Genomic DNA, 22,386 nt, shown 5'->3' with positions numbered 1-22,386 from the left:
CACAAGCACAAGCACGGAAGACTATTCCCATACCGGCGCGCAGCTGCGTATCGCCGCCTATGGCCCGGGTGCAGCGAATTTCACCGGCCTGACCGACCAGACCGACATGTTCTTCACCATCCGCGATGCGCTTGGCCTGCAGAAGACGAACTGACGGACCGGTCGGACATCGAACCGGTACGACATATCGCCGGCCCCCTTTCGGGGTCGGCCACGTCCATCAATTCTCTTTCAGCCGATAGGGCAGCACCGCCCGGTTCTCGTGGTCGATGACCAGCCGGCCCTTGAGCGGCGGCATGGCGCGGCTGGCGCATTTGGTCCGTTCGCAGATGCGGCAGGAAATGCCGATCGGGTCATAGGCGGCGCGGTTGCCGAGGTCCATGTCGTCGGCATAGACGAAGCCGTCGGCATAGGAAATCTCGCAGCCGAGCGCCAGGGCATAATGCTGCTGCCCCTGGCGGAAACCACGACCGCCCTTGGACACCTGGATCGACAGGCAGAGATAGCGTACGCCGTCCGGCGTCTCGGCAAGCTGGCGGTTGATCCGGCCCGGAGTCTCGAAGGCCTGGTGTGCATTCCACAGCGGACAGGCGGCGCCGAAGCGGGCGAATTGAAGCTTGGCGGCACTGTGGCGCTTGGTGATATTGCCGGCGCGATCGATGCGGGCGAAGAAGATCGGGATGCCCTTCAAACCCGGGCGCTGGAGCGCGGACAGCCTGTGGCAGACCTGTTCCAGACTGGCGCCGAAGCGGGCGGAGAGCAGGTCGAGATCGTGGCGGAGATCGCGCGCCGCGGCCATGAATTTCCGATAGGGCAGGATCAATGCGCCGGCGAAATAATTGTGCAGGCCGATGCGACAGATTTCATAGGCCTCGTTGGTGCGGAAGCCGGCATTGCGGGCGATGGTATCGATCATCTCGCCGGAATCGAGCTGGGCAATCTGCAGCGCGATCTGAAAATCGCGGGTCGCGGCGGGCAGATAGGCATTGAGCGTGAGGATGCGCGCCTGATGGTCGAAGGAGCGGATCATATCCTCATTGTCGAGCGCGCGGCGGATGCGGACACCATGGGCGCGCTCCAGATGCCTTGTGAGGATGGCGTTGGGATCGCCCTCGCCCAGGCCGATTTCTTCAGCCAGCCTTTCGGCGGCGACATCGAGATCGTGAATGTAATTATCGACGAAATGAAAGAAGTCGCGCACTTCCTCATAGGGCGTGTTCTCAGTCAGCCCCGGGGCGCGCCCGAGCGTGTCGTCGATGCTGGCGAGCTGTTCGGAATTGTGCCTGTAGGCCTGATGGGCGGCGATCAGCGCATGCGCCAGTCCCGGCGCGTTCTGGGCCACCAGTTTCAGCTCCTGCACGCTCGGCGAATAGGCATTGAACAAGGGATCGCTGAGCGCTTCCGACAGCGCCGAAATCAGCCGATCGTCCTCGCCGGCAGAGAGATCGGAGAGGTCGATGCGGAATTTTTCCGCCAGAGCCAGGAGCACGGCGGCAGAGACCGGCCGCTGGTTGTTCTCGATCTGATTGAGGTAGCTGATGGAAATGCCGATCCGCTCGGCGAATTGCGCCTGCGTTGCGCGGGTGGATTGCCGGAGGTCGCGGACCTTGCGGCCGATATAGAGTTTGCCGATCGCCATGTTTGCAACTTCGCAAAATTCAAACTAGACTTTTGTAAACTGCGCATTTTCACCTGATCAATGGTTTTCTTCCAATCCGTTCGGATTTATGCAGAATTCTCGATCATCGAAGGTCAATCCCATGCGTGAAATCCTCGAACAGCTCGAAGCCCGCCGCGCCGCCGCCCGTCTCGGCGGAGGTGCAACGCGCATCGAGACACAGCATTCCAAGGGCAAGCTGACGGCGCGCGAGCGGCTGGACGTGTTGCTCGACGAAGGCTCGTTTGAAGAATACGACATGTATGTCACCCACCGCGCCACCGAATTCGGCATGGCCGACAACAAGGTGCCGGGCGATGGCGTGGTCACCGGTTGGGGCACGATCAACGGCCGCTTGGTCTATGTCTTCAGCCAGGACTTCACCGTGCTCGGCGGCTCCTTGTCGGAAACGCATGCGCAAAAGATCTGCAAGGTGATGGATCTGGCCGCCCGCAACGGCGCGCCGCTGATCGGGCTCAACGATTCCGGCGGCGCCCGCATCCAGGAGGGCGTGGATTCTCTTGCTGGTTATGCCGAAGTGTTTCGCCGTAACGCTGAAGTGTCCGGCGTCATCCCGCAGATTTCGGTGATCATGGGCCCCTGCGCCGGTGGCGCGGTCTATTCGCCTGCCATGACCGACTTCATCTTCATGGTTCGCGACAGTTCCTATATGTTCGTCACTGGCCCGGATGTGGTCAAGACCGTCACCAATGAGATCGTCACCGCCGAAGACCTGGGCGGCGCCAAGACGCATACGACCAAATCCTCCGTCGCCGACGGCGCCTTCGACAATGATATCGAGACGCTGTTGAAAATCCGCGACCTCTTCGATTTCCTGCCGCTCAATAATCGCCAGCCGGCGCCCGTCCGGCCGTTCTTCGATGATCCCGACCGGCTGGAAATGCGGCTCGACACGCTGATCCCCGACAGTGCCGCCAAACCCTACGACATGCGCGAGCTGATTCTCGCCGTCGCCGACGAGGGTGATTTTTATGAGATCGGCGAGGCCTTCGCCCGCAATATCCTCACCGGCTTCATCCGGCTGGAGGGCCAGACCATCGGCGTGATCGCCAACCAGCCGATGGTTCTGGCCGGCTGCCTCGATATCGATGCCTCGCGCAAGGCGGCGAAATTCGTCCGCTTCTGCGATGCTTTCAACATTCCATTGCTGACGCTGGTGGATGTGCCGGGCTTCCTGCCGGGGACGGCGCAGGAATATAACGGCATCATCAAGCACGGCGCCAAGCTGCTGTTTGCCTATTCGCAAGCGACAGTGCCGATGGTGACGCTGATCACCCGCAAAGCCTATGGCGGGGCCTATGACGTCATGGCGTCGAAACATATCGGCGCCGACGTCAACTATGCCTGGCCGACGGCGGAAATCGCCGTCATGGGCGCAAAAGGGGCAACGGAAATCCTCTATCGCTCCGAGCTCAGGGATGCGGAAAAGATTGCTGCCCGGACGAAGGAATACGAGGACCGGTTTGCCAATCCGTTTGTCGCCGCTGAGCGCGGCTTCATCGACGAGGTGATCCTGCCGCACTCGTCCAGGCGGCGGATTGCGCGGGCGTTTGCGATGCTCAGGACAAAGCGGCAGGAGAGCCATTGGCGCAAGCATGATACGATGCCGTTGTGAGGGCCGTGTCACGGGGAGGATGTTGAATTGAAGAATTTCGTATCGGCTTTGGCTCTATTCACCTGCTTTGCGATCGGGCTCAATACTGCCGCCGCCGCAAGCGGATTTCTAGCCAAGGACCGAAAATTTCATTTGTCCCATGGCGTCGTCGCCAGCCTGCAAAGCGTGGAAGTGCAGCGGATCTCCTCCGACAACACGATCGATATCGCGATTGTGCTCGACCGGGCCGGCCCGCCGAAACATTCGTCCCAAGACTTGATCGCTGAACTGGGCGAGTTCTGCCTTCGCTATCAGTCCAAGATCGTTTCCGCGGCCGTCAAACCGGCGGAGCGTTCAAAGATAAATCTCTTCGCCCCCTTTTATCAGGCATCAACGGACAAGGGGTCGGTGACACAACAGGCCGGATTTGGATTCACGATCCGGTCCGGCCGATGCTCCCTGCAACCGCCATTCCCGCAGACAATGGTCAAGCAGACACTGCAGAACGCCAAACTTCCGGTCGGTCAATGATCAAGACAATCCTCACCGTGCCGCGCCAAAAGATCATCTGTCGTGACCTGCGCTCGACAGGTTTCGCGGCTTCGACGGGAAACATGGTTTATCAGCATGCTTGACCGCCTCTACACCAACTGGGTCTATGGCGGTTTCCTTGCGGGCCTCCTGATCCTCGCGCTCTCCCCTCTGCTGCTGCGCGGCTGGTCCTGGCCGATGATCGCCGTCTTCCTGCAATTGCCCGTCTATATGCTGCATCAATACGAGGAGCATGACGACGGCAGGTTCGGCAGGTTCGTCAATCAGCGGATCGGCGGCGGCCGGATGGTGCTGCCGCAGCCGGTGATCTTCCTCATCAATGTTCCCGGCGTCTGGGGCGTCAACGCCGTTTCGATCTGGCTGGCGGCCAAATACAATGTCGGGTTCGGGCTGATCGGCGTCTACCTGACCCTGGTCAATGGCATCGTCCACATCGTGCCGAGCGCCAGGATGCGCATCTACAATCCCGGCCTGGTCACCGGCGTGCTTTTCTTCCTGCCGCTCGGCATCTGGTCGCTGGCAGAAATCTCCGCCGTGCCCTGCGTCGGCTGGGCCTATCATCTGCTGGGCCTCGGCCTGGCCATTCTCATCCATGCTGCCATCATGGCCTATGTGTTCAGCAATCGCGCGCGTGTCGCTCGGGAAATGCCTGCTCGATGATCAAGAAAATCCTCATTGCCAATCGCGGTGAAATCGCAGCCCGCGTTATCCGCACCGCCAGGAAACTCGGCATTGCCACCGTCGCCGTCTATTCCGACGCCGACCGCGATGCCATGCATGTTAAAATGGCGGACGAGGCGGTGCATATCGGGCCAGCGCCGTCGGCCCAGTCCTATCTGGTGATTGACAGGATCGTCGAGGCGATCCGGCAGACCGGTGCCGATGCTGTGCATCCCGGCTACGGGTTCCTGTCGGAGAACCGCGCCTTTGCTGAGCGGCTGGAGAAGGAAGTCGTGACCTTTATCGGCCCGCCGGTCGGCGCGATCGAGGCGATGGGCGACAAGATCACTTCGAAGAAGATCGCCGCCGAAGCCGGCGTTTCGACCGTGCCCGGCTATATGGGCCTGATCGCCGATGCCGATCAAGCGGTGAAGATTTCCAACCAGATCGGCTACCCCGTGATGATCAAGGCCTCGGCCGGTGGCGGCGGCAAGGGCATGCGGATTGCCTGGAACGAGGCCGAAGCGCGCGAAGGTTTTCAGTCGTCGAAGAACGAAGCAAAGAGCGCCTTCGGCGACGACCGCATTTTCATCGAAAAATTCGTCGACCAGCCGCGCCATATCGAGATCCAGGTACTTGGCGACAAGCATGGCAACACGCTCTATCTCGGCGAGCGTGAATGCTCGATCCAGCGCCGTAACCAGAAGGTCATCGAGGAGGCGCCCTCTTCCTTTCTCGATGCGGCGACGCGCAGGGCGATGGGCGAACAGGCGGTGCTGCTGGCCAAGGCGGTCGGTTACCATTCGGCCGGAACGGTGGAATTCATCGTCGACGGCAACAGGAATTTCTATTTCCTCGAAATGAACACGCGGCTGCAGGTCGAGCATCCGGTGACCGAACTGATCACCGGCATCGACTTGGTCGAGGAGATGATCCGCGTCGCCCAGGGCGAACGGCTTCGCCTGACACAGGCCGACGTCAAGCTCAATGGCTGGGCGATGGAAAGCCGGCTCTATGCCGAAGACCCCTATCGCAGCTTCCTGCCTTCGATCGGCCGGCTGACACGCTACCGGCCGCCGGCGGAAGGGCAGCGGCCGGATGGCAGCATCGTGCGCAACGATACCGGTGTCTATGAAGGCGGCGAGATCTCGATGTATTACGATCCGATGATCGCCAAACTCTGCGCCTGGGCGCCGACGCGGGCGGAATCGATCGCGGCCATGGCCGACGCACTCGACGCGTTCGAAGTCGAAGGCATCGGCCACAACCTGCCTTTCCTCTCGGCCGTGATGACGCATCCGCGCTTCCAGTCCGGCAATATCACCACCAAATTCATCGCCGAGGAATGGCCGGAAGGATTTCACGGCGTCGAGCCTGATACCGCGCAGTCGCGGCTGCTCGCCGCCGTGGCGATGTTTGCCGAACACGCCGACGAGACGCGCAAGACCCGTATCTCCGGCACCCTAGCCAACCATACGCGCCGGCTCGGCCAGCGCTTTGTGGCTGCCGCCGGCAAGAATATGTGGTCACTGACGATCGTCGAAGAAGTAGACAGTTTGCGGGTCGATTTCGAGGATGGCGCATCGCTTTCCGTCAGCTCGGACTGGAAACCGGGCGCTCCGCTCGGCCGGTTCACCATCGGCAGCGAGCAGCATGACGTCAAGATCACCAAGGCCTCGACCGGCTGGCGGCTACGCTGGCGCGGCGTGGATGCCGTCTATCGGGTGATGACGCCGCGCCTGTTCGAGCTCGCGCGATTCATGCCGGTGAAGCAGGCGGCGGATACGTCCAAGCAGTTGCTTTGCCCGATGCCTGGCGTGATCACGCAGGTGCTGGTCAGGGCGGGTGATCAGGTCGAGGCAGGACAATCGCTGGCGACGGTCGAGGCGATGAAGATGGAGAATGTGCTGAAGGCGGAGCGCAGGGCGGTGGTAAAATCGGTGAAAGTCGAGGCTGGGCAGAGTCTGGCGGTGGATGAAGTGATTATGGAGTTTGAATAATGGGCTATCGCATCACCCTGTTGGCGACACCGCTCGCCGCAGCCGATCCGGTTTTGCACGGTCTTCGCTTAAAAGCTGGCGACCAATCTGATTCGTGGAACGAAACGCAGGCGAGTGGTGCGTCAGATGGTGAGAGATACATCATCTGGGTAAACGACGATTCACTTCACTTTGCCTATCCAACCTTGCTTGAAGCGTCGAAGCGCGGCGAATTGCTTGTGCTCTTGGTAAACGAGACTGTCATGGTGTCGGGAATCATGCGGCTTGAGAATGGCAAAGCCCTTTGGTCAGTCGCTCACGTCTCTGATGAAGGTGCCGATCACCTGGTGTCAGAGGGCAACCCGCCGGACTTCTACCAGGAAGTCGTTGACGGCCTTCGGGCCGACTCCAAAGTGATCCGCAGCTACGAGATCGACTATGCCTTCGAGGTGCCAATCGCGCTTTTCAAACGATTGACAGGATTTCGGCACGACGAGGAGCATGACTTGTCTTTCGTCGCGTTAGAACAGGAATGACAGGCTTGCATCCGCGCCGTTCGTTAGATTCCGTAGAAGGGATAAGCGGTGTCCCTGGCTCAGATAACAGCATTTCTCTTTTCCCTTTGGAGACCATTCAATGACCGAAAAGAACCTCTCCGATTGGGAAAAGCTTGCCAACAAGGAAATCTCCAGTCCGCCAAACTCCCTTAACTGGCACACCCCTGAAGGCATTGTCGTCAAGCCGCTCTACACTGAAGCCGATACCGAAAACCTGTCCCATCTCGGCTCCCTCCCAGGTTTCGCCCCCTTCACCCGCGGCCCCCGCGCCACCATGTATGCCGGTCGGCCCTGGACGATCCGGCAATATGCCGGTTTCTCGACGGCGGAAGAATCCAACGCCTTCTACCGCAAGGCGCTCGCCGCCGGCCAAAAAGGCCTTTCCGTCGCCTTCGATCTCGCCACCCATCGCGGCTATGATTCCGACCATCCACGCGTCACCGGCGATGTCGGCAAGGCCGGCGTGGCGATCGATTCGGTCGAGGACATGAAAATCCTGTTCGACAGGATTCCGCTCGAGGACATGTCCGTGTCGATGACCATGAACGGCGCGGTGATCCCCATCCTCGCCAATTTCATCGTCGCCGGCGAGGAGCAGGGGGTGGCGCGGGAAAAACTCTCGGGCACGATCCAGAACGACATCCTCAAGGAGTTCATGGTCCGCAACACCTATATCTATCCGCCCGAGGCATCGATGCGGATCGTGGCGGATATCATCGAATTCACCGCCAGGGAGATGCCGAAGTTCAATTCGATCTCGATCTCCGGCTATCACATGCAGGAGGCAGGGGCGACGCTGGTGCAGGAACTGGCCTTCACGCTCGCCGATGGCCGCGAATATGTCCGCGCGGCACTCGCCAAGGGCCTTGATGTCGATGATTTTGCCGGGCGGCTCTCCTTCTTCTTCGCCATCGGCATGAATTTCTTCATGGAGGCGGCCAAGCTGCGGGCGGCAAGGCTTCTGTGGTCGCGGATCATGGCCGAGTTCAATCCGAAAAAGCCGTCGTCGTCGATGCTGCGCACCCATTGCCAGACATCAGGCGTGTCGCTGCAGGAGCAGGACCCCTACAACAACATCGTCCGCACGGCCTATGAGGCGCTGTCGGCCGCACTCGGCGGCACGCAATCGCTGCACACCAATTCCTTCGACGAGGCCATCGCGCTGCCGACCGAGACCTCCGCGCGTATCGCCCGCAACACGCAGCTGATCCTGCAGCACGAGACGGGCGTTACCAAGGTGGTCGATCCGCTGGCCGGTTCCTACTATGTCGAGAGTCTGACGGCGGAGCTGGCGGAAAAGGCCTGGGCGCTGATCGAAGAGGTCGAGGCGCTCGGCGGCATGACCAAGGCGATCGACACCGGCCTGCCGAAGCGGATGATCGAGCAGGCCGCGACCCAGCGCCAAGCCGCCGTCGACCGCGGCGACGAAGTTATTGTCGGCGTCAACAAATACCGCCTGCCGGAAGAGGCCGCGATCGAGACGCTCGACATCGACAACAAGGCGGTGCGCGAGGCGCAGATCCGCCGGTTGGAGAAGACCCGCCAGCTTCGCGATCCGCAGAAATGGGGGGCGGCGATCGACGCGCTGAAGGCCGTGGCCCGCACCGGCCAGGGCAACCTGCTCGCGGCGGCGATCGAGGCGGCGCGGGCGCGCGCCAGCGTCGGCGAGATTTCCGACGCGATGCGCGAGGCGTTCGGCAACTATTCCGCGGTGCCGGAAGTCGTGTCCGACATTTATGGGCCGATGAGCGAAAGCGATCCGGACTATGAAATCATCGCCGGTCGCGTGGCGCGCCACATCGCCGAAACCGGCAAGAAGCCGAAAATTCTCGTCGCCAAGCTTGGCCAGGACGGCCATGATCGGGGCGCCAAGGTGATTGCCTCTGCCTTCGGCGACATCGGCTTCGACGTCGTTGCCGGCCCGCTGTTCCAGACCCCTGACGAGGCGGCGGATCTTGCCATAAGCGAGAGGGTCGATGTGATCGGCGTCTCCTCGCTCGCCGCCGGCCACAAGACGCTGATGCCGGAACTGGTCGAGCAATTGAAGGCCAAAGGCGGCGCAAAAATCATCGTCGTCGCCGGAGGCGTCATTCCGCGCAAGGATTATCAGTTTCTGCAGGAGCATGGTGTGTCGGCGGTGTTCGGGCCGGGCACGAATGTCGTCGATGCGGCCCGCGCCGTGCTGGACCTTGCGGAAGGACGGCTCAGGAATGAGTGACATGTTGACCCGCGTCAACCATATCGCGCTTGCGGTGCCGAACCTGGATGTTGCCGTTGCGCGCTACCGTGACAGCCTGATGGCCCAGGTCTCAGCACCCCAAAAGCTGCCGGAGCATGGCGTCACCGTCGTGTTCGTCCAGTTCGGCAATACCAAGGTCGAGCTGCTCGAACCTCTGGGTGACGCCTCGCCGATCGCCTCGTTCCTGGCGAAGAACCCGGACGGCGGCATGCACCATATCTGCTATGAAGTGACGGATATCCTCGCTGCCTGCGATCATCTCAAGGCGGCCGGTGCGCGCGTGCTGGGCGATGGCAATCCGAAAATCGGTGCACATGGCAATCCGGTGCTTTTCCTGCATCCGAAGGACTTCTTCGGCACGCTGATCGAGTTGGAAGAAGTGAAGTGATCGGTGCAGACCTGCATCGCTTGACGGATAGGCAGCTTCGGCTAACGTCCTGACGGCATGGAGGAGCATCGGATGAGGCTGAAAAACAAGATTGCATTTCTGACGGCAGCGGGGGCCGGCATCGGCCGGGCGACGGCGCTGGCTTTCGCCCGGGAAGGCGCCCGCGTCATCGCCACGGATCGTGACGCCAAAGCCATCGAGACGTTGACGCCCGAGCTGGACGCCATCTCAGGGGGTCATGAATGTTTCGTGCTCGACGTACTCGATCATGCGGCGCTGATCCGCGCCGCCGACAGCCACACCGACGTCAACGTGCTTTTCAACTGCGCCGGCTGGGTGCATCAGGGCAAGCTGACCGACACGACAATCGAAGACTGGCAGCGCTCCTTCGATATCAACGTCACCGGCATGTTCGTGCTGACCAGGGCTTTCGTGCCACATTTCCTCGCCAATGGCGGCGGCAACATCATCAATGTCGCCTCGGTTGCTTCCAATCTCAAGGGCGTGATCAACCGTGCCGCCTATTCATCGTCGAAGGCCGCCGTCATAGGCCTGACCAAGTCGATCGCGTTCGACTACATGGCGCAGGGCATTCGCGCCAACACCATCTGCCCCGGCACGGTGGATTCGCCATCATTGCATGAGCGGGCGCGCAGCCTCGGGGAAGAGAGCGACGTGATGCGGACCTTCGTCGCCCGCCAGCCGCTCGGCCGGCTGGCCCAGCCGGAGGAGGCGGCAGCGCTTGCGGTCTACCTGGCGAGCGATGAGTCGAGCTATGCGACGGGAGCCGACTTCATCCTCGACGGCGGTATTACGCTGTGATGGATCGCGTCAGGTACCGCAGGCCTTGGTGACGGACCCTTCGAGGCCTCATTCAGCTTCGCGTCATGAGGCACCTCAGGGTGAGGGCAGAGATTTTGGCGCCACCGGTGCCTCAATCTGCTCTTGCTGCGACAGTGCTCGTGGCACTGCGAGCGCCCCACCCACCGCCCWCACCCWGAGGTGCCCCATGACGCGAAGCGGAATGGGGCCTCGAAGGGCCCCCCAAAAAAGCTGAGAACGGTTGCACTGTAGTAAGGGTAATGCAATCCTCAGCATGGAGGGGAGCAACCATGGAAGTCACCGTCTACATTCTTCGCTGCAGCGACAAGTCCTACTACACAGGCTTAACCAAGCAGGAGATCGAGGCTCGCGTCTGGGAACACAATCAGGGGATCTACGATGGCTACACCGCCAAACGCCGGCCGGTTGAACTCGTGTTTACCGAGACCTATGACCGCATTATCGATGCGATCGAGCGAGAACGGGAAATCAAGGGCTGGTCGAGACGTAAGAAAGAAGCATTGATTGCGCTGAATTACGAAGCCTGCCAGCGTTGTCGCGGCGCGGGCCGGCGAACAAGCCGGTTGATTAAATCAAAGTGGCGCTTGGGAAGGACCCTTCGAGGCCCCATTCCGCTTCGCGTCATGGGGCACCTCAGGGTGAGGGCGGTGGGTGTGGCGCCGCCGTAGCCCCAATCCCCCCTTGCTGCAAGGGCGCTTGTCGCACTGCGGGCGCCCCACACTCCCCTCACCCTGAGGCGCTTTTTCGGGCAGCCGGAAAAGCCTCGAAGGGTCCATCGCAGGCACATCACTCGTAAGCGGCGTCGACTGCGCCAGCGGCGCCATGAGACTTGGTTAAGGCGCGATCATACTCCAGAAATGGGCAGCAATTTTCAGCGCCGGCGCGCGCCGAGAATCCAGCGCCAGATCGTTCCACCGAGGAATTTGTTGAAGATGATGAAATAGGCGATGATCAGGAGGAAGGCGAGTGCTGCCGGCCAACCCGTGAGGTTGAAGCCTGTATCCGTCAATCCGCCGGTCAATCGTGCGACGAGATAACCAAAGACGACAAATGCGGTTAGGAAATCCAGGACCGCCGCGAGCACGAGGCGCCAGGTCGATGGACCTTTGGTGTTCCGGTTTATGTCTGTCATGCGCTCCCCCTTGCCGGGACAATAGTGGCAAGGATGGAGAGCGCGCAAGCCCCTTGCCGGGGCTTGCAAAAGCCAGCGTCTATTTCAGAAACGCCCCGATCGCGTCGACCTCATTCGACCGGACGTCGTGGCCGCCGGCATGCCACTCGACCTTCACATCGGCACCCTGCCGGCCAAGATAGTCCGCCAATGACTGCGTCATCGGCGCGGGGCAGATCGGGTCGCGCTGGCCGGCAGTGATCAGCACCTTCTTTCCTTTCAGGCCCGGCTGCGGGCCGGGCGTGAACGGGATCAGCGGGTGCATCAGGATGGCGCGGTCCACCAGTTCCGGATGTTCGAACTGCACGTTTGCCAGAATATTGGCGCCGTTCGAATAGCCGAGGCCGACGACTTCGGAGGCCTGCTTCGCCTCCTTCATCGCCTTGATGAAGCCGGCCATTTTCTCCGTGGCGCGGGCGAGGTCGGCCATGTCGTAGACACCCTCGCCGGTGCGCTTGAAGAAGCGGGCAGCGCCGTATTCGGAGACGTCGCCGCGCGGCGAGACGATCGTCGCCTCCGGCATCAGGCCGGCGGCGAACTCATAGAACTGGTTCTCGTCGCCGCCGGTGCCGTGGAAGACGAAGAACACCGGCTTGCCCTCGGCACCGGGTTTCAGCCGGTGCACATAGCCATGTTTTTCCATGCATTCGATCACGGCCATCTCAATCCTCCAGCTTCTGCAGGTGTTCGGCCAGGATCGGACGCAGGTGCCTGTGCTGCTGCGGCAGCATCAGGCCCTCGCCGAGATGGGCGGTGTCCTCGTCGCGGTCGAAGCCGGGTTCATTGGTCGCCACCTCGAACAGCACGCCGCCGGGGGTGCGGAAATAGATCGCCCAGAAATAGTCCCGGTCGATGACCGGCGTGACGTTATAGCCCGTGTCGATCAGCGCCTTGCGGACTTCGAGCTGTTTTTCGCGGTTATCGACCGCGAAGGCGACGTGATGCACCGAGCCCGCGCCCTGCATGCCGCGATTGATGTTCGGCATGGTTTCGAGGTCGATCAGGCCGGCGCCGTTGCCGCCGGGGATGATCAGGCGGGTGGTGTCGTCCTTGTGATCGAGCTGTTCGTAGCCCATGAATTTCAGCAATTCCCTGGTCGCGCCTTCGTCGCGCAGCCGCATGGCGACCGAATGGAAGCCCCGGATCGCGTGATCCGCATCGACACCGTTCTCGGTCCAGGGGTCGCGGGCATCATCCCTGACTTCAACGAGCGCGAAACCGTCGCCGTCGGGGCCGGCGAAGTTCAGGCGCTTCTCGCCAAAGCTTTCCTCCTGCTTGAGGCCGGTGGCGCCGTTCTGGGTCAGGCGTTCCTTCCAGTAGCTGAGGGCACCCTGGGGTACGGAGAACACGGTCGTTCCGACCTCGCCGGTGCCGGGGCGGCCGGCGCCGATATCGGGGAAGGGGAAATAGGTCATCACCGTGCCCGGCGTGCCGATTTCGTCGCCGTAATAGAGATGATAGACATCCGGCGCATCGAAATTGACCGTCTTCTTGACGCGGCGCAGGCCCAGCACCTTGGTGAAGAAGTGATTGTTGGTGCGCGCATCCGCGGCCATGGAGGTGACGTGATGCAGTCCCTTGATCTGGTTGAGCATGGCTTCAATCCTTTCGCGGCCCATCGAGTTGTTGTGCAGGGCCTCTTGTCGACGCTTTATATGCGCTCGCCGACACCATCAGGCTATCCCGCCCAACGAGCACGGATTGTTTCCAAATATCGAACGAAAAATTGATCGCCGTATATAAAATTGGTGACGATTGATCAGGGCCGGCGATAGAGGCGCGGCTTGCCATACATCGATCCGATGCGCTGGATGGCCGCCGGCAGGCGCTCGCGCCAGACCGTCATCGAATAGCCATTGGCATGGATCATCGTCGTTCGATCTTCCATGATCCCGACATGGCCTTTCCAGAAGACGAGATCACCGCGCTGCAGGTTGCCGCCGTCGACAATCGTGCCGATCGTGCGTTCCTGCATATCGGCATCGCGCAGCACCTGGCGGCCGGACATCATCATCGAGAACTGCACCAGGCCGGAGCAATCGAGACCGAAACTGGTGCGACCGCCCCAGAGATAGGGCGTCTCGATCAGCCGGGCGGCAATCGAAACATGATCGGTCAAGGCCGGGACGCCGATCTCGGCCAGATGGGCGGCGATCAGCGCGCCGGCTTTGGTCAGCAGGTAGCGGGTGCCGCGCGTTTCCGCCTCGCCGATCACGGCGAGCCGGCTGCCCATGGACAGCGACATGACCGGCGGCGTCTTCATATCAGGCTCGGGATAGAGAAAAGTGCGCGGTGCCACGACCCAGTGAGTGATCGGGGTGAGATCTTGCCCGAGATGGGCTTCTTCGACATAGCCGACATAGCCGTCGAGCACGGATTTGCCCCACACCCAGCCGTCGATCCGGTCCAGCACGACGATCTCTTCGCCGTGGATGAACTCGGTCTCGTTGGCGGCAAGCCGCTCCGGCCGTGCCCTGAGCGACGTTTTCATCGCCACGACACGCATCGGCGTGCCCTCGACGAAACGTGCCGCCTCCACCTGGCCCTTGAGCCCGGCTTCCGCAATGTCGGAGCGATAGGCATTCACGCGATGGTCGAGATCCATGGCATTTCCCTCAGCTCGGATGACGCCCCTTGTCGATGATGAGATCGCCGAACTTTTCCAGATAGAGCGCACCTGCCAATGTTCTTTTGATGATAACGTTGCGCCGGTCAAGGTTGTCGCGCGCCCGATCGACAATTCCCATGGCACCCATCGTGTCGAGCGCCCTTGTGATCACCGGTTTGGTGACGTTAAGCGTCGCAGCCAGCCCGCGCACCGTGTGCGGCGGCGGCATGAGATAGATATGGAGCAGAATGGCAAACTGCCGCACGGTGAGATCGCCCTCACCGCTCTTGACCTGTTGGAGCATGACGTCATGCCAGAGGCCGAGCGCCTGGGAGGCGGACAGTTCGACGGGCAACGGTCATCTCCGGTCAATCGTTTCGCGACCGTTCCATTTTCCGTCAAATGCCGCGGCTGCGCAAGCGCCGGTCTCGGCAAGGGTTAACCGCAGCCGGAATGCGGGTTAACTTTTGTTGTCCAGCGTTTCGAAGATAGCGCGGATCGCCTGCGCTTCGCCGCCAACGGGCGAATGCGGGCGCTCGTTCGGGGTCCAGGCAAAGATGTCGAAATGCGCCCAGCTCTTGGTCTTCTTGACGAAGCGCTTGAGGAACAGGGCTGCGGTGATCGCGCCTGCCATGCCGCCGGCCGGGGCGTTGGTGAGATCGGCGATCTTGGCGCTGACATCCTTTTCATAGCCTTTCCACAGCGGCAGCCGCCAGAGCGGGTCGTCGACCTCGAGGCTAGCCTCCATGAGGGTATGCGCCAGGTCCTCGTCGTCGGTGAAAAAGGGCGGCACGTCGGGGCCGAGCGCCACGCGGGCAGCACCGGTCAGGGTCGCCATGTCGATCAGCAGGTCCGGTTCCTCCTCGTCGGCCAGCGCCAGCGCGTCTGCGAGGATCAACCGGCCCTCGGCATCGGTATTGTCGATCTGGACGGTGAGGCCGGCGCGGCTCTTATAGATGTCGCCCGGGCGGAAGGCATTGCCGGAGATCGAATTTTCCACCACCGGCACCAGCACAGTGAGGTCGATCTTGAGCTTGGCATCCATGATCATCAGCGCCAGGCCCATGACATTGGCAGCACCACCCATGTCCTTCTTCATCAGCAGCATGGACGACGACGGCTTGATGTCGAGCCCGCCGGTGTCGAAGCAGACGCCCTTGCCGACCAGCGTTACCTTGCGATGCCCCTTCTTGCCCCATTTGAGCTTGAGCAGCCGCGGCGCCTGGTCGGAGGCACGACCGACGGCATGGATGAGCGGAAAATTCTCCTTGAGCAGCTGCTCGCCGCGCACGGTGCTGACATCGGCCTTGTAATGCGTGCCCAGCGCGCGGAAGGCGGCTTCGAGCGCATCCGGGCCCATGTCATTGGTGGGCATGTTGACGAGGTCGCGGGCCAGGAAGACGCCGGCGAGCAGCCGCTTGATGCGGCTCGCATCGGCATCGGCCGGGATCATCAGCGTCGGTGCCTCGCTGCTCTCGGATCTATAGCGGTCGAAGCGGTAGCTGCCGAGGCCATAGCCCAGCGCCAACCGGTTCGCCGTCAGCGGCGCGGTCTCGACATGCCAATCGCCGGCCGGCAGCAGGCGCGCCAGCCTGCCGGTAATGTAGGGCGTGTCCGACGGATTCTTGCCGAGGCCGAAAAGGGCACCGCCGAGATGGCCATCCCCCGAAGGAATGAGCAGCAGCGTGCCGGTTTCGCCCCTATAGCCGGCTTTCTTCGCCCAATCGAGTGCCAGGGGATCGACAATGCCGGTGTCGAGCTGCGCCGGCGTCACGGCAAAGATCGGCAGCGTCTTGCCCCCGTTGTTGTTGAAGGGGCTCGGACGGTCGATATACTGATAAGGGGCCATGGGAATCCTGTCGGCAAATTCTGGCGGGAGAATCGTCGCGTTAACGCTCTGTTAGGGTTAACAGATTATTGCTGGAGCGAGGGTTGCGCAACTCGGCCGATCGGGCCGCTGCCGGCCGGTTGATGCGGGAGATGGCGGCATGGCTCATCAAAAACCTTTTGCGCAGATGCGCGGAGCGCTTGCGATTGCGGCACTCATCCCGCTCTTGGCACTCGGCGCCTGCTCGACAACGAGCCGCGAAACGACCGGCTCTATCCCGCATCTCAACAAGCCGATCGACCAGATGAACCAGGCCGAGCTCGCCTCGGCGACCCGCTCGGTCGGCGATGACTACTCCAAACATCCCAGGGATCGAGACGCCGGCCTCAACTATGCGACGCTGCTCCGGATGACCGGCAAGAACGACCAGGCTCTGGCCGTCATGCGCCAGGTGGCGATCGCCTATCCGAATGACCGCACCGTGCTGGCCGCTTACGGCAAGGCGCTCGCCGGCGCCGGCCAGCTCGACCAGGCGCTCGACGCGATCAACCGGGCGCAGACGCCCGACCGGCCGGACTGGCGGCTGAAATCGGCCGCCGGTGCGATCCTCGACCAGATGGGCCGCGCCGAAGAGGCGCGCGCCGCCTATCGCGATGCGCTCGATCTCCAGCCGAACGAGCCTTCGGTGCTTTCCAATCTCGGCATGTCCTATGTGCTGACCAACGACCTGAAGACGGCAGAGACCTATCTGCGCTCGGCCATCAACCAGCCGGGGGCCGACAGCCGCGTGCGCCAGAACCTCGCCCTCGTCGTCGGCCTGCAGGGCCGCTTCCAGGATGCCGAGAACATCGCCCGCCAGGAACTGACGCAACAGCAGGCCGAGGCGAATGTGGCCTATTTGAAGGCTATGCTGGCGCAGAATGATTCCTGGCAGAAACTGTCGAACCAGGATGGGAAGAAGAAGCAGGGGTAGGTGGGCGGTTCGCCTTATTACTTACATTTGGTCGGCGCAAGAAATACCCCCCTCTGCCCTGCCGGGCATCTCCCCCTCAAGGGGGGAGATTGGATGGGGCACCGTCGTCGCCTCTATCTCTTCCGTCTGGTTTTCCCAGTGGTCAACGTTCATTTGAGGCAAGAAGCGCGCCTCTTGCCAATCTCCCTCCTTGAGGGGGAGATGCCCGGCAGGGCAGAGGGGGGGGTTCGGCCTCCTACAATCCCGCCAATTCCTGCCGCTGCTCCTGCATCCTGAGAAAGATGCGATAATCTCGCTCGAAAGCGTGGTGGTTAGCCGGATTCGGGTGATAGACCGTCTCGCTCCGCCGCTGCATCGCCCGGCAGGCTTCAGCCAATGATCCGTGCCACCCGGCCGCGCTGGCGGCCGTCATCGCCGTGCCGAGCAACATGGCTTCCTCGCCGGCGGAGACGATCACGTCGCGGCCGGTGATGTCGGCGTAGAGATGGGCGAAAAGCGGGTTCTTCGCATGGCCGCCGCCGAAATAGAGCCGCTTGATCGGCCCCGACGCCTCCATCCGCTCGATTGTCTGGCGCATGCCGAGCACGAGCGCCACCATGGTGCGGTAATAAAGCGCCGCCAGGCCCTCGAACGACGCGTCGAGCGACAGTCCGTGGATGCTGCCGAGCATGGATGCTTCGCCGAACGGCGTTCGATTGCCGTGGAAATCCGGCAGGACATGGATCCTGTGGCCGAAGTCATGACCGCGTGACAACAATTCGGCAGAAATAAGCGCCAGCACCTGCTCGTGGTCCGCCGTGACCGGCGGCCGGCCGAGATGGATGCGCAGGATATGGTCGAGCAGCGCGCCGGCAGCGGACTGTCCGCCTTCTGAAATCCAGTAGCCCGGCAGTGCGGCGCCGAAATAAGGCCCCCAAAAGGCATGCAGGAAATGCGGTTCGCTGGAAAGGCGCATGACGCAGGTCGAGGTACCGCCGATCAGGCTGGCATGGTCGGCTGCATCGGGGTCGGCGCCGATCTGCGCCAGCGTGCCGGCATAGGCGTCGATCATGCCGGCCGCGACCTTCACGCTCCGCGGCAGGCCAAACGCAGTGGCGGCTTCCGCGGAAAGAGTGGCGATCGGGCTGCCGGGGGCCACCGGCGCGTCGCTGATGCCAGCCTTCTCGCGCAGGTCTTCAAGTCTGCCTGCGCGGAGCAAATCGCCATCCCAGCCCGGTTCCGCATGACCGAGATAGTGCCATTTGGCGATCAGGGTGGACGCCGAGCGTGACAAGCTGCCGGTGGCGCGGAAGGTGAGGAAATCGGCGAGATCAAGGATCATTCCGACGGCCTGCCATCTGTCAGGTGCGAGCATGTCCCTGGCGGACATGATCTTCGGCAGCTGCATTTCCGGCGAGACGATATTGCCGCAATAGCGCAGGCTATCCGCACCCGATTCCGTCAGATGCGCGGCCTCGCGGATGGCGCGGTGGTCGAGCCAGGCGATGGTGTCCCAGCCCGGTTCGCCGCTCAGCGCAACGCTGATCGGCCTGCCCTGCCGGTCGAGAAATGTCAGCGAGCAGGTGGCGTCGAAGCCGATCGCGTCGACCTCGGCAGGATCGATCCCCGACTGCGCGACGGCATCGCGCACCGAGGCGGTTACGGCGCTCCAGATATCGACGGAGGAATGTTCGGCAATCGCAGCGCCCTCGCGGTTGAGCGCGATTGTGCGCGCCGCGCGGGCCATAAGCGCGCCCGTTCGATCGAACACACCGGCCCGGGCACTGCCTGTGCCGACATCGACTGCGACGACGAACTCCCCCATGCGCCTCTTCTAAGCTCTTGCCGTGCTGATCAAATCCGGCAAGGACCGCATATCATCAAAAATCAGCGTCGGCTTCAACCCCTCAACGACCTCATGCAGATTGGAGAGCGCCGCATGCGAGCCACCGGTGAAGGCAAAGACCTGCATTCCCGCCGCATGCGCGGCCTGGATGCCTGCCGGGCTATCCTCGATGACGATGCAGGCCTCCGGCGCAAAGCCCATGGCGCGGGCGGCGTGCAGGAAAAGATCGGGCTCCGGCTTGCCGCGCTCGACCATGCTGGCGCTGAAGATATTGGGCTCGAAAAAGCCGATCAGGCCGGTCTTGGTCAGCGACAGGCGGATACGCTCCATCTGGCTCGACGAGGCGACGCAATGCGGCAGCATGAAGCCGCCGAGCATGCCGGCGACGCCGGGGATCGGCTGCAGCTCGGCCTGGAAGCGGGCATAGAGCTGGGTCCGCATCGCCTCGATATGATCTTCGGAGAGCGCAATGTGGAATTCGTCGGCGATCATGCGGGTGATCGACGCCATGCTCTTGCCGAGGAACTGCCGATAGGCACGGCTTTCGGAGAGCTCGACGCCGGCGCTGACCAGCGTGTCGCGCAAAACGGCAAACGAGATCGGCTCGCTGTCGACCAGGACACCGTCGCAATCGAAGATCACCAGTTGGGAAAGGGGGTTCGGCATGGCTCAGACCACCCGCCCCCAGACATCCGGCAATGCGCTCGCGTCGATCGAACCATTGCCGGACCTGAACATTTCACACCCCTAAGCCACCATCCAGATAGGCGGACAGGGTTGCACGCGTCCCTCTCTCCCGGAGAGAGCCGAGCGCTTGCGAAAACCGCTGCTGGAAAACCGCCGCCTTGCCAACATCGCCGAAGATGTCTTCGAGTTCAAGGAAGGCAAGCGGATTTTGTTTCGACTTCAATGCCGCAGCCTGCAGCCGGCCGGCATTGGCGTCGTTGAAGACGATGGTGCGGCCGCTATCCGATGTGCCCTCGAAATAGCGGCACCAGAGAGCGGAGACCAGCGCCAGGCCGCGCACATCCTGGCCTTTGCGCAGCCGGTCGGCGGTCGAGGGCAGGATGAATTTCGGCTGGCGGTTGGAGCCGTCCTGGGCGAGGCGCGCCACGGTGTCGCCGATCTTCGGATTGGCGAAGCGGTGCTCGATCAGCTTGAAATAATCGTCGAGATTGGTGTTGGGCACCGGTGGAATGCAGGGAATGATCTCGGTCTTTTCCAGTTTGGCGAGGAAATTGCGGATCAGCGGCTCCTCCATCGTCTCGTGGACGAAATGGATGTCGAGCAGTTCGCCGGGATAGGCGATGGTCGCATGGCCGCCATTGAGGATGCGGATCTTCATCAGTTCATAGGGCGCGACATCGTCGACGAAGGTGACGCCGACCTTTTCCAGCGCCGGTCGGCCGGCGGTGAACTTGTCTTCCATCACCCATTGCTTGAATTCCTCGCAATAGACGGGCCAGGCGTCGTCGATATCGAAGGTGTCCTTGCAATGGTTGATCTCGCGCGCGGTCGTGGCCGGGGTAATACGATCGACCATGGAATTCGGAAAGGTCACGTTGGCGGCGATCCAGTCGGCGAATTCACCGTCCGACAGTTTCGCCAGGCCGGCGACGGCATGTTCGCTGACGTGACCGTTGCCGGGAATATTGTCGCAGGACATGACGGTGAAGGGCACCAGACCGCGCTGGCGGCGAAGCTTCAGGCCGGCGAGGATGATGCCGAACACTGTCTTCGGATCGGCCGGATTCTGGCCGTCGGCGGCGATCGCCGGATGGTTCGGATCGAAGGTGCCGGTGGCCGGATTGATGAAATAGCCGCCTTCGGTGATGGTCATCGAGACGATGCGGGTGGATGGATGGGCGAGTTTTTCGATCATGGCGCCGCGATCCGCCGGATCGAGGAAGTCGATCATCGCGCCGGTGACGCGGGCTTCGGACTTGCCGACATCCTGCTCGACCACCGTGGTCAGGTAGTCCTGGGCCCTGAGTTTGTCGCGCATGGCGCTGTCATAGGTGGTGACGCCCGCGCCGATCAGGCCCCAGTCGCGATCCTCTCCGAGATTGAAGAGGTCGTCGAGATAGACCGCCTGGTGGGCGCGGTGGAAATTGCCGATGCCGAAATGCACGATGCCGGGCTTGATATCACTCCGCTGGTAGTTCGGTACCGCCGCATGGGCGGATATGGTGCTGAGATTGGCGAGCGACAGGGATATAGTCATGGCTTCATTCCTATGTCTGGGGACGAACCCGTCCATCCGTGCCACTGCYGGATCAATGCGACCGGCAGCGATGTGTCAAGCGTCGCTGGAGGCAGGCGACAAAACCGTACCCGCCTCCGGAAGGCCGGCAATCTTGGTCAGCGGATCGCCAGACCGTTGGCGTCGAAACGATGAAGTCTGGTGGCATCCGGCGTCAAATAGACGGTCTCGTCGAAATGGATGTCGAAATCACCSGGCGCACGCACCGTGATCGTGCCYACCTTTTCCGTATGCACGTGCACGAATGTGTCGGCGCCGAGATGTTCGGCGACACCGGCCTTGCCCTTCCATTTGCCTTCGGTCTTGGAGATGCCCACGTGTTCGGGCCGCGTGCCGATCGTCGTGGCGTTGAGCGCCTGCGCCTCGGCRCCGGTCACCAGGTTCATCCKSGGCGAGCCGATGAAGCCGGCGACGAAGACATTGKYTGGCGTGTGRTASAGTTCCATCGGCGAGCCGACCTGTTCGATGCGGCCGGCATTGAGCACGACGATCTTGTCGGCCATGGTCATGGCTTCSACCTGGTCGTGGGTGACGTAGATCATCGTCGTGCCRAGCTGATGATGCAGYTCGCTGATYTCCAGCCGCATCGTGCCGCGCAAAGCCGCGTCGAGATTGGACAAAGGYTCGTCGAACAGGAAGGCGGAGGGCTCACGGACGATCGCGCGACCGATCGCGACGCGCTGGCGCTGACCGCCCGAGAGCTGCCCCGGCCGCCGCTCGAGGTAGTTGGTGAGRTTGAGAACGCGGGCGGCTTCATTGACCTTCTTGTCGATCTGCTCCTGCGGCATCTTCGCCATCTTCAGCGGAAAGGCGATGTTCTTGCGCACGCTCATATGCGGATAGAGCGCATAGGACTGGAAGACCATGGCGAGCCGGCGCTTGGCCGGCGCTTCGCTGGTCATGTCGCGTCCGTCGATCTCGATCGTGCCGGATGTGGTGTCCTCGAGGCCGGCGATCAGGCGCAGCAATGTCGACTTGCCGCAGCCGGACGGACCGACGAAGACCACGAACTCGCCTTCGTTGATCGTCAGGTCGATGCCCGGGATGACGGCGGTGTTGCCGAAGGACTTGTTGACTTTCTTTAGCTGGATCGTTCCCATTTTCGTTCCCTCCCGGATTGTTATTTGACCGCGCCGAATGTCAGCCCGCGCACCAGCTGCTTCTGCGAGAACCAGCCCATGATCAGGATCGGCGCGATGGCCAAGGTCGAGGCTGCCGAAAGCTTTGC

The 22,386-nt window shown here is 62.1% G+C and carries 20 protein-coding genes and 4 pseudogenes; 12 read left to right on the top strand and 12 right to left on the bottom strand.

All coding sequences use genetic code 11. From position 1 onward, the window contains the following. Window positions 1-19: 19 nt before the first annotated feature. A pseudogene (locus AC1D06_RS33700) lies at window positions 20-154 on the top strand (alkaline phosphatase); the annotation flags it as partial. 66 nt (window positions 155-220) lie between these two features. Here the strand turns inward: AC1D06_RS33700 and AC1D06_RS33695 are convergent. Further along, window positions 221-1,639 (bottom strand): helix-turn-helix domain-containing protein, encoded by a 1,419-nt coding sequence (locus AC1D06_RS33695; protein ID WP_477990175.1) that lies wholly within the window; start codon window positions 1,637-1,639, stop codon window positions 221-223. 121 nt (window positions 1,640-1,760) lie between these two features. Here AC1D06_RS33695 and AC1D06_RS33690 point away from each other — a divergent pair, with 121 nt between their 5' ends. The 10 genes and pseudogenes from AC1D06_RS33690 to AC1D06_RS33645 all read left to right on the top strand — a co-directional run bounded on the left by AC1D06_RS33690 (window position 1,761) and on the right by AC1D06_RS33645 (window position 11,061). Beyond that, complete coding sequence (locus AC1D06_RS33690; RefSeq protein WP_477882976.1) at window positions 1,761-3,293, top strand: acyl-CoA carboxylase subunit beta; 1,533 nt, start codon at window positions 1,761-1,763, stop codon at window positions 3,291-3,293. A 27-nt stretch (window positions 3,294-3,320) separates the two neighbouring features. Then, window positions 3,321-3,803: a hypothetical protein gene (locus AC1D06_RS33685; RefSeq protein ID WP_477990174.1), complete on the top strand. Its 483-nt coding sequence runs from the start codon at window positions 3,321-3,323 to the stop codon at window positions 3,801-3,803. 96 nt (window positions 3,804-3,899) lie between these two features. Beyond that, window positions 3,900-4,484, top strand: coding sequence for an HXXEE domain-containing protein (locus AC1D06_RS33680; protein ID WP_477990173.1), 585 nt, complete (start codon window positions 3,900-3,902; stop codon window positions 4,482-4,484). Next, a pseudogene (locus tag AC1D06_RS33675) lies at window positions 4,481-5,951 on the top strand (acetyl-CoA carboxylase biotin carboxylase subunit); the annotation flags it as partial. The gene AC1D06_RS33680 and the pseudogene AC1D06_RS33675, both read left to right, overlap by 4 nt. Next, window positions 5,936-6,484 (top strand): biotin/lipoyl-containing protein, encoded by a 549-nt coding sequence (locus AC1D06_RS33670; protein ID WP_477990189.1) that lies wholly within the window; start codon window positions 5,936-5,938, stop codon window positions 6,482-6,484. The pseudogene AC1D06_RS33675 and the gene AC1D06_RS33670, both read left to right, overlap by 16 nt. Then, a complete protein-coding gene (locus AC1D06_RS33665) occupies window positions 6,484-6,999 on the top strand; it encodes a hypothetical protein (protein ID WP_477990172.1) in 516 nt (171 codons plus the stop codon). The genes AC1D06_RS33670 and AC1D06_RS33665 overlap by 1 nt, the downstream gene beginning before the upstream one ends. A 100-nt stretch (window positions 7,000-7,099) precedes the next feature. Further along, window positions 7,100-9,238, top strand: a complete 2,139-nt coding sequence (gene scpA / locus AC1D06_RS33660) for a methylmalonyl-CoA mutase (RefSeq protein WP_477990171.1) — start codon at window positions 7,100-7,102, stop codon at window positions 9,236-9,238. A 1-nt stretch (window position 9,239) separates the two neighbouring features. Next, window positions 9,240-9,647: a methylmalonyl-CoA epimerase gene (gene mce / locus AC1D06_RS33655; protein ID WP_477990188.1), complete on the top strand. Its 408-nt coding sequence runs from the start codon at window positions 9,240-9,242 to the stop codon at window positions 9,645-9,647. A gap of 72 nt (window positions 9,648-9,719) precedes the next feature. Beyond that, entirely contained in the window at window positions 9,720-10,469 is a 750-nt protein-coding gene (locus tag AC1D06_RS33650; RefSeq protein ID WP_477990170.1) for an SDR family oxidoreductase, read from the top strand. Between the two features lie 290 nt (window positions 10,470-10,759). After that, window positions 10,760-11,061: pseudogene (locus AC1D06_RS33645) on the top strand (GIY-YIG nuclease family protein). A gap of 300 nt (window positions 11,062-11,361) precedes the next feature. Here the strand turns inward: AC1D06_RS33645 and AC1D06_RS33640 are convergent. The 6 genes from AC1D06_RS33640 to AC1D06_RS33615 form a co-directional block, all read right to left on the bottom strand. After that, window positions 11,362-11,622, bottom strand: coding sequence for a hypothetical protein (locus tag AC1D06_RS33640; protein ID WP_477882966.1), 261 nt, complete (start codon window positions 11,620-11,622; stop codon window positions 11,362-11,364). 79 nt (window positions 11,623-11,701) lie between these two features. Then, a complete protein-coding gene (locus tag AC1D06_RS33635; protein WP_477990187.1) occupies window positions 11,702-12,304 on the bottom strand; it encodes an alpha/beta hydrolase in 603 nt (200 codons plus the stop codon). 19 nt (window positions 12,305-12,323) lie between these two features. Continuing rightward, a complete protein-coding gene (locus AC1D06_RS33630) occupies window positions 12,324-13,256 on the bottom strand; it encodes a VOC family protein (protein WP_477990169.1) in 933 nt (310 codons plus the stop codon). Between the two features lie 164 nt (window positions 13,257-13,420). Beyond that, entirely contained in the window at window positions 13,421-14,266 is an 846-nt protein-coding gene (locus AC1D06_RS33625; RefSeq protein ID WP_477990168.1) for a C40 family peptidase, read from the bottom strand. 10 nt (window positions 14,267-14,276) lie between these two features. Next, entirely contained in the window at window positions 14,277-14,624 is a 348-nt protein-coding gene (locus AC1D06_RS33620) for a MarR family winged helix-turn-helix transcriptional regulator (protein WP_477882960.1), read from the bottom strand. Between the two features lie 105 nt (window positions 14,625-14,729). Next, complete coding sequence (locus tag AC1D06_RS33615; protein ID WP_477990167.1) at window positions 14,730-16,118, bottom strand: leucyl aminopeptidase family protein; 1,389 nt, start codon at window positions 16,116-16,118, stop codon at window positions 14,730-14,732. Window positions 16,119-16,257: 139 nt separating this feature from the next. On the opposite strand from AC1D06_RS33615, the gene AC1D06_RS33610 reads away from it, so the two are divergent. After that, window positions 16,258-17,070, top strand: coding sequence for a tetratricopeptide repeat protein (locus AC1D06_RS33610; RefSeq protein ID WP_477990166.1), 813 nt, complete (start codon window positions 16,258-16,260; stop codon window positions 17,068-17,070). 235 nt (window positions 17,071-17,305) lie between these two features. Here AC1D06_RS33610 and AC1D06_RS33605 read toward each other — a convergent pair whose 3' ends face one another. The 5 genes and pseudogenes from AC1D06_RS33605 to AC1D06_RS33585 all read right to left on the bottom strand — a co-directional run. Further along, complete coding sequence (locus tag AC1D06_RS33605) at window positions 17,306-18,874, bottom strand: FGGY-family carbohydrate kinase (RefSeq protein WP_477990165.1); 1,569 nt, start codon at window positions 18,872-18,874, stop codon at window positions 17,306-17,308. 9 nt (window positions 18,875-18,883) lie between these two features. Beyond that, on the bottom strand, window positions 18,884-19,561 hold the full coding sequence (locus AC1D06_RS33600) for an HAD family hydrolase (RefSeq protein WP_477990164.1): 678 nt from the start codon (window positions 19,559-19,561) through the stop codon (window positions 18,884-18,886). A gap of 73 nt (window positions 19,562-19,634) precedes the next feature. Further along, complete coding sequence (locus AC1D06_RS33595; protein WP_477990163.1) at window positions 19,635-21,119, bottom strand: mannitol dehydrogenase family protein; 1,485 nt, start codon at window positions 21,117-21,119, stop codon at window positions 19,635-19,637. Between the two features lie 137 nt (window positions 21,120-21,256). Continuing rightward, the gene (locus AC1D06_RS33590) at window positions 21,257-22,258 is read right to left on the bottom strand and encodes an ABC transporter ATP-binding protein (RefSeq protein ID WP_477990162.1); all 1,002 of its coding nucleotides are present in this window, start codon (window positions 22,256-22,258) and stop codon (window positions 21,257-21,259) included. A gap of 20 nt (window positions 22,259-22,278) precedes the next feature. After that, window positions 22,279-22,386, bottom strand: a pseudogene (locus AC1D06_RS33585) (carbohydrate ABC transporter permease); the annotation flags it as partial.

It is taken from the genome of Rhizobium sp. P2_G2, from assembly GCF_056403555.1.
The sequence above is the reverse complement of the archived record's forward strand: the minus strand, read 5'-3'. Positions and strand labels throughout refer to the sequence as shown.